The organism is Campylobacter concisus, from assembly GCF_902460545.1.
In the GTDB taxonomy this organism is placed as follows: domain Bacteria; phylum Campylobacterota; class Campylobacteria; order Campylobacterales; family Campylobacteraceae; genus Campylobacter_A; species Campylobacter_A concisus_AE.
In genome coordinates this window covers 27804-35466 of sequence record NZ_CABPUE010000003.1, presented here as the reverse complement: position 1 = coordinate 35466, position 7663 = coordinate 27804, and the positions used below count along the sequence as shown (strand labels likewise).

General features: G+C 39.8%; 9 protein-coding genes. 7 read left to right on the top strand and 2 right to left on the bottom strand.

Translation table 11 applies throughout. The features are described 5' to 3' along the window. Positions 1 to 128: 128 nt before the first annotated feature. Together rbp and FZ949_RS03215 are read left to right on the top strand one after the other, a co-directional pair. The gene (gene rbp / locus FZ949_RS03220) at positions 129 to 374 is read left to right on the top strand and encodes an RNA-binding regulator (RefSeq protein WP_009294719.1); all 246 of its coding nucleotides are present in this window, start codon (positions 129 to 131) and stop codon (positions 372 to 374) included. Further along, on the top strand, positions 352 to 1248 hold the full coding sequence (locus tag FZ949_RS03215; protein ID WP_107952672.1) for a glutamate--tRNA ligase family protein: 897 nt from the start codon (positions 352 to 354) through the stop codon (positions 1246 to 1248). Before rbp ends, FZ949_RS03215 begins: the two co-directional genes overlap by 23 nt. A gap of 48 nt (positions 1249 to 1296) precedes the next feature. Here the strand turns inward: FZ949_RS03215 and sppA are convergent, their stop codons facing one another. After that, complete coding sequence (sppA, locus tag FZ949_RS03210) at positions 1297 to 2160, bottom strand: signal peptide peptidase SppA (protein WP_103579586.1); 864 nt, start codon at positions 2158 to 2160, stop codon at positions 1297 to 1299. Further along, complete coding sequence (gene mqnF / locus FZ949_RS03205) at positions 2148 to 3365, bottom strand: aminofutalosine deaminase family hydrolase (protein WP_107952670.1); 1218 nt, start codon at positions 3363 to 3365, stop codon at positions 2148 to 2150. Before mqnF ends, sppA begins: the two co-directional genes overlap by 13 nt. Before the next feature lie 85 nt (positions 3366 to 3450). Between mqnF and aroQ the strand changes: the two genes are divergently transcribed. The 5 genes from aroQ to FZ949_RS03180 are packed head-to-tail and all read left to right on the top strand — an operon-like array spanning position 3451 to position 7662. Continuing rightward, positions 3451 to 3930, top strand: a complete 480-nt coding sequence (gene aroQ, locus FZ949_RS03200; RefSeq protein WP_072594732.1) for a type II 3-dehydroquinate dehydratase — start codon at positions 3451 to 3453, stop codon at positions 3928 to 3930. Beyond that, positions 3927 to 4952, top strand: a complete 1026-nt coding sequence (locus FZ949_RS03195; protein ID WP_107952669.1) for a M24 family metallopeptidase — start codon at positions 3927 to 3929, stop codon at positions 4950 to 4952. Before aroQ ends, FZ949_RS03195 begins: the two co-directional genes overlap by 4 nt. Continuing rightward, entirely contained in the window at positions 4949 to 5425 is a 477-nt protein-coding gene (gene folK, locus FZ949_RS03190) for a 2-amino-4-hydroxy-6-hydroxymethyldihydropteridine diphosphokinase (protein WP_103579583.1), read from the top strand. Before FZ949_RS03195 ends, folK begins: the two co-directional genes overlap by 4 nt. Before the next feature lie 10 nt (positions 5426 to 5435). After that, entirely contained in the window at positions 5436 to 6803 is a 1368-nt protein-coding gene (gene flhF / locus FZ949_RS03185) for a flagellar biosynthesis GTPase FlhF (protein WP_103579582.1), read from the top strand. Then, positions 6796 to 7662 (top strand): P-loop NTPase, encoded by an 867-nt coding sequence (locus FZ949_RS03180; protein ID WP_021090665.1) that lies wholly within the window; start codon positions 6796 to 6798, stop codon positions 7660 to 7662. The genes flhF and FZ949_RS03180 overlap by 8 nt, the downstream gene beginning before the upstream one ends. Position 7663: the final 1 nt, after the last annotated feature.

The following is a 7663-nucleotide window of genomic DNA, read 5'->3' as shown; positions in this document are numbered from 1 at the left end:
GTTTGTAGCTTTTAAGAATATTTTTCAAAAAAATATAATAAATTTTTGATTTTTTACATCTTTTTGACGAAAATTAGCTATTATCACACTAACCGAATAAATCGGTAATTTTTTTAAGGAACACTCCTGTGAATATTTATGTAGGAAATTTGTCGTATAGAACGACAGAGGCAGAATTAAAGGAAGCCTTTGCACAATTTGGTGAAGTAAGGCGAGCAAAAATAGTAAAAGATAGAGAAACTGACCGCTCAAAAGGCTTTGGCTTTGTTGAAATGGACGATGCAAATGAGGGACAAAAGGCTATAGACGCGCTAAATGAAAAAGAACTAGGCGGACGTACTTTAAGGGTAAATGAGGCTAGACCAAGGGATTAATGACTATTTGCCACCAAATGGTGGCATAGCATCCCGCATAGCTCCTACGCCTAGCGGATTTTTGCATGCTGGCAATGCTTATAATTTCATCCTGACTTATCTTTTGACACGTTCGGCAAGCGGCGTTTTATACTTACGTATTGATGACTATGATCTTAGTAGATACCGGCAAGAATTTGTTCAAAATATCTTTGATGTTTTAGAATTTTTAGGGCTTGAATACGATAAAGGTCCAATTAGCGTAAGTGACTTTGAGCGTAATTTTAGCTTCAAAATAAGAGCTAAAAGATACGAAGATGTACTTGAAAAACTAGATGAAATTTATATCTGCGAATGTTCTAGAACTACAAAGAATGCCTATGAAAATGGCATTTACACTAAAATTTGTAAAAATAAAAATCTAAAATTTATAAAAGACAAGACCGCCATTAGACTAAGCGTTGATGAGAGTGATCCTCTTGGTAAGCTTGTGGCAGAGCAAATGGGCGATTTTGTGATTTACAAAAAAGATTTTACTCCGGCTTACAACTTTGCAAGTGTGATAGATGATGAAGATATGGGCGTAAATTTGGTTGTTAGAGGCGATGATCTAAAGGCTTGCACGCTAGCTCAAAGATACCTTGCAAAAAGGCTAAATCTTAACTTTTATAATGCTAATTTTATTCATCATAAGCTACTTTTAAAAGATGGCAAAAAGCTCTCAAAAAGCTCAAAATCACCGCCAATTAATCTAAAAGATAGCCCGCAAATTTATTACAAAATTTTAGCAAATGATCTTGGTTTAGATATAAAATCAGCAGACAAAATCCAAAATCTACTTTACGAGTTTAAGCTAAAAAATATAGCCAAAAAATTTTTGCAAAGTATGAGCTAAATTTATACTATATATGCAGTTTATCCCCGCCTTAATATTTTGCTTTGATTATTTGAGCTTTGTCTCAAAAAATGCACTAAAAAGCGAGTTTATACCTTGCTTTGTAAATTTCTCCATTATCTTTTCGAGCTGCGGTTTTTCTTGCCAGATGGGCTCATCTACGAGGCTCATTTTAGCTAGCTCATTTTGAGCGTCTATGTAGCTGCCAAGGCTGTCAATTAGCCCCATCTTTAGGGCATTGTGCGCCAAAAAGACCCTTGCGTTTGCCCACTCGTCTTTTTTGTTGATGTCTAAATTTCTAGTCTCCGCCACGTCGCTTACAAAGAGCATGTAAGCGTCATTTACGAGCCCTTGCAAGCTCTCACGCTCTTGCTTGCTCCAGCTCCTCATAAAGGTGCCAGCCTCTTTAAACTCGCCAGCCTTCACCACCTGCTCACTCACGCCTAAATTTTTGGCTAAATTTTCGATGTTTGCCCCTTGCATGATGACGCCGATAGAGCCTATGAAAGCGCCCGGGTTTGCAATGATAGTACCAGCATTTACGCCAGCGTAGTAGCTGCCGCTTGCCATGTTGCCAGCTGCGTATGCGAGCACCTTTTTGCTCTCTTTTAGCCTCTTGACCGCCATGGCTAATTCCACGCTAGGGCTTAGCGCACCGCCTGGGCTGTCGATGTAGAGCAGCACGCCTTTGATGTTGCTATCAAGCCTTGCTTTTTCGAGCGCATCTAAAATTTCGCTTGTATCCATTATCGTGCCAGTGATGTCAATGCGGGCTAAATTTGGCTCTTTCATCTTGCCATCTGGCGCGAAAATAAAAAATAAGATGAGTAAAAATATGAGCGCCTTAAAGTAGTTATTAATAAATTTAAAAATTCCCAAAATTCCTCTAAAAATAAGCCTTAAAATTTGCAAATTTTGCCTCCGATATATAGTTTTTTAGCTTCGTTTGTGTGAAGTATGAGCTGAAGTATTAGCTCGCTATCATCGCACTCTAGGTCGTTATAGACTGCGATATCAGCTGCGCGTCCAGCCCTTATCTCGCCGTTATTTGTCCTAAGTGCCTTTGCGCCCCCATGCGTTGCAGCGACAAAAAGCCTGGTGGCAAGCTCGTTTAGATCAAGGCTAGCGTGGGTAAAAAGGGCGGCTCTTAGCTCATGCCAGAAATTTAGGCTGATATTTGAGCTAAGGCCGTCTGTGCCGATGTTTAAGTTGACATCATTTTTAAAAATTTCTTTTAAATTTAGCGCCTTTTTGCCAAGTAGCCTATTTGAAACGGCGCAGTGCGTCACGCTGTGATGAGACTCAAATTTAGCAAAATCGCTCACATAAACGCAGTGCGTAAATAGTGTATTTATCTCACGAAACATCTCAAAATAGCTATCCGCGTCATACATCGGCTTTGGATCTTGGCTAAATCTTAAAAGATGCTTTTTAAAGCCACCGCTGCCGTGCTCTAGCCACTGCTTTTCAGCATTGCTCTCTAAAAAGTGCGTGCTAACAAGAATATCGTCTTTTTTAGCTATCTCAAGGGCAGCTTTGGCGAGCTTTGGATGCACAGAGTAGGGCGAGTGCAGCGAGATAGCTGGGGTAAAATTTTTACTTTTATAGCCCTTTGTTTTTTCAAATTTAGCTAAGAAATTTTGCAAATTTTGCTGAACCATCTGCTCATTTGAGCCTAAAATTTCACTAAAAAGTACGACTTTTAGCGGACTAGCGGCTAAAATTTCAAGCTCCGAGCCAAAGCTAGATATCTCGCCAATGGTACAAACTCCGCTTTTTAACAGCGAATTTATGGCTTCATTCATCGCTTTTTTAGCGTCCATTTTAGCTAGCTCGCCGCCTTTATCGACGATAGAGCCAAGCCATTTTATAAAGTCGCCATATTTTAGTGTGCTAACGTTTGAGCTAAACTCCAAATGAACGTGCGAGTTTATAAAGGCTGGGACAATCACGCTATCACCAAAGTCATAAATTTTCGCCTCTTTAAATTTCTTTTGCGCCTCTTTTTCGCTTAAAATTTCTAAAATTTTATCGTCCTTGAGAACAACACAAGAATTTCTTAAAATTTTTGGATTTTCTCCGCCAGTGATTATTTTTTTTGCTTTTAGAATTTCCACATTTGAGCCTTAAATTTTTGTTATTGTAGCGAAAATTTAGGAACGAAAATGTATAATTTGGGCTATTTAATCAAAAAGGAGTGACATGGATAAGAAGCTAAAAATAATGGTTATCCAAGGCCCAAATATCAACATGCTTGGCGCTAGAGAGCCAGGAATTTATGGCGTTATGAAGATGGAAGATATCCACTCTCAAATGAAGATCGTTGCCGATCAAAATGACGTTGAGATCGAGTTTTTTCAAAGCAACCTTGAGGGCGAGCTAGTCGATAAGATCCAAGAGTGCTTGGGCGATGCTGATGGCATCATCATAAATCCAGCTGCCTACACTCACACATCTATTGCCATCCGCGATGCGCTAAGTGCGGTTGCTTTGCCAGTTATCGAGGTGCATATCAGCAACGTTTATAGAAGAGAAGAGTTCCGCCACAAAAGCCTAATTGCACCAGTTGCGGCAGGCCAGATCGTGGGCTTTGGACCAGTTGGCTATCATTTGGCGATGATAGGCATGCTTCAAATTTTTGAGCAAATCAAAGCAGTAAGAGCAAATCAAAAATCACAATGAATTTCATCTTAAAGGACGAAAACGCCGTATTTTACGAGTGTGGCTATAGCTGCGACAATGAGTTTTTGCTATGCCTTGATGGCGTGAAATACTTTTTCACGGATGCGAGGTATTATTTCGAGGCAAAAAGCTACGTAAATGCAGGTGTAGTCGTTCTTTTAGCGCAGAGAAATTTAATAAGCGAGGTCAGGGCATTTTTAAGAAAGATGAAGCCAAGCAGCCTTGTTTTTAACCCTGATGAGCTAAGCTTAAGTGAGTTTAACGCGCTTAGCAAAGGCTTTAGGATAAATTTTAAGCCAAAGGCAAATTTCTCTAGGCTAAAGAGAATTTGCAAAAGCGAAGATGAGATAAAAATTTTAAAAAAAGCTAGCGAATTTGGAGCAAAATGCTTTGATGAATTTGCTAAATTTGTGCGTGAAAATGGCGAGGGGATGAGCGAAAAAGAGCTTCATTTTAACGCCTCACTCATCTTTAGACAAAAAAACGAGTTAGGTCTTAGCTTTGATCCGATCGTAGCGATAAACGAAAATGCCGCAAAGGCGCATGCGCTGCCTGGAGATAAAATTTTAAAAAAGGGCGATTTGCTGCTACTTGACGCTGGGGTGAAATTTAAGCGTTACTGCTCTGACCGCACCAGGACTGCTTGCTTTGATGAAAATTTTAACTTCTCAAAGGAGCAAAAATTTAAAAACGTAAAGATGCAAGAAATTTACGAGATCGTAAAAGAGGCTCAGGCTGCTGCGATAAAGGCCGCAAGAGCTGGCGTTATGGCGTGCGAGATAGACCTTGCAGCAAGGAACGTGATAGCAAAGGCTGGATATGAAAAAGCCTTTTTTCACTCGACAGGGCACGGCGTAGGTGTCGATATACACGAGCTTCCAGTCATCTCAGCAAGGAGCGAAACACTCATAAAAGAGGGTATGGTCTTTAGCGTGGAGCCTGGAATTTATTTAGAAAATGAATTTGGCGTGCGCATCGAGGACGTGGTGGTCGCAAGAGAAGGTGGGTGCGAAATTTTATGAGGCTAGCTGGAGCAAGAAAGATCGTAAAAAGCCGTTTTTGCCCTAGTTTTTTTCATAAAAGAGATGAGTTTAAATATGAGGCGCTAGTTGGCATGGGTGGCAACATCGGCGATAGCGCAAAGAGGTTTGATAAATTTATAAGAGCGATTAGTGAAGATAGGCGTTTTCACGTAGTTGAAGTCTCGCCGATCCTTATAAATGCGGCGTTTGGCTACGAAGCGCAGGATGATTTTAGTAACGCTGTTATAAATTTACAAACATCTATGAGCCCTAGAAATTTGCTAAAAATTTTGGGGCACTATGAGAGTAAATTTAAGCGCGTGAGGACGTTTAAAAATGCACCACGTACGCTTGATCTAGATATTTTGTATTTTAGTAAAAAAGTCTATAAGACGCCGCACCTTATCGTCCCACACCCAGGAGCCGATAAGAGGCTTAGCGTGATCGTGCCACTAGGGCTTATGAGAGGTTAAAAGGATATAAATGGCTACAAAATTTCATACTTTTACAGGCGAGAGCACCATTGAGGCTTTGAAAAAGGCTCAAGAAACGTGCGGCGAAAAGGCCATACTAGTTACCACAAAACAGATTCAAGCCAAAACGATAAATAAAAAACCGCTTTATGAAATTTTAGTAAGCGTCGAAGAAGACGATGTGAAGCAACCCCCAAAACCAAATACAAAAGCCATAAATTATGAAAATGCCTACTCTAAATTTAATAAAAACTATGAACCTGCTAAGCCAAAATTTGAGATAAAAGAAGAGCCGGCTAAATTTGAGGCAAAGACAGCTTCGCCCGAGCCTTACGATCCAAATGAGAGCGTGCTTTTAAATATCTCAGCTGCTGCAAAAGAGATAAGCACGATCGCAAATGTAAATATCGATGATGTCAAAGATAAAGAGTCAAGCATACCAAACGGCATGAATAAAAAAATAGACGATGTGGCAAAGCAAGTAAGCGCGTTAAGCGAGAAAATAGGGCTCATAACTGACATGATCTGGGACGAAAAAGCCCCAAATCGCAATAATCTCTCGATCCCGCCAGAATTTGCTAGTATCTATAAACTCGCTAAGCAAAGCGGTATGAAAGAAGAGCATTTAGAGGCTATCATGCAAACGACGCTTGAAAATTTACCAGTTTCGATGAAGAGCAATCCAACCGCAGTAAAAAGATATTTCTACTCGCTTTTGCGAAATATGCTACCTTGTAGAAAGGAGCCAAGCGATAAAAAACAACGTATCATGATGCTAGTTGGTCCAACTGGAGTTGGTAAGACTACGACTCTTGCAAAGCTAGCTGCTCGTTTTGCATACGGCAATGAAAAACGCTATAAAACAGGTATCATTACGCTTGATACGTACCGTATCGGAGCGGTTGAGCAGCTATTTCAATACGCTAAAATGATGAAGCTGCCTATTCTAGATGTTATCGAGATAGATGACTTTCAAAATGCTATCAAACAGCTTAATTATTGTGATGTAATACTTATTGATACGACTGGAAATTCGCAGTATGACAAAGAAAAGCTTGAAAGGCTTGATAAATTTTTAAAGCATAGCGGCGCAAAGATTGATGTAAATTTGGTCCTTTCGGCTGGCTCAAAGGTTGAAGATCTAATAGAAATTTATAATGGATTTTCATTTTTGGATATTGACACGCTAATAATCACCAAATTTGATGAGACAAAAATTTTTGGCAACGTCTTTTCGCTGATATATGAGACAAACACGCCGGTTAGCTACTTTAGCGTGGGCCAAGAGGTGCCTGATGATCTTGTGGAGGCAAAGAGCGAATTTTTAGTAGAGTGCGTGTTTGACGGATTTACAAAGCAAAAGGCTAGCGATGAATAATCAAGCGCAAAAATTACAAAATTTAGTCCAGTCTCAAAGCAAGAGTAAAAATACACATTTTATTGCGATAACTAGCGGCAAAGGCGGTGTTGGTAAGAGTACGATAAGTGCAAATTTAGCAAATGTTTTATCAAAAAATGGCTACAAAGTAGGGCTATTTGACGCTGATATCGGCCTTGCAAACCTTGACGTCATCTTAAATGTAAAAATGGGTAAAAATTTACTTCACGTGCTAAAAGGTGAGTGCAGCCTAAAAGATATCTTGATACCCATAAATAAAAATTTGATCCTCATTCCTGGCGAGAGCGGCGATGAAATTTTAAAATTTAACAATCAATTTTTATTTGAGAGGTTTTTGGATGAGGCGAGCGAGCTTGATGAGCTTGATTTTTTGATCATTGACACCGGAGCTGGCATAGGCGGCAGCACGCAGCTATTTTTAGAAGCGGCTGATGAGGTCGTGGTGGTAACTGTGCCTGACCCTGCGGCAATAACCGATGCGTACGCTGTTATAAAGATCGTTTCAAGGTTTAAAAATAGTGAGCTTTTGCTTTTAAATATGGTAAAAAATGAAGCAGAAGCGACTAGAATTTATGAAAATATCAAACGCGTTGCTAATGCAAATATCGGGCCTAGCTTAAATTTAGAGCTTATAGGATTTGTGGCTTCTGATAAGAATGTTTCAAGAAGCATAAAACAACGAACGCTTTTTACAGACGACGCTGCTTATGCTGAGCCTAGCGCTCAGATAAAACAGATAGCTTCGAATTTACTTTATAGGTTGGAACGAAAAGTGCTTAACGATGAGCAAAGTAGGAGCTTTGGGGGCTTCTTTAAGCGTTTGATAGAACAATTTTGAT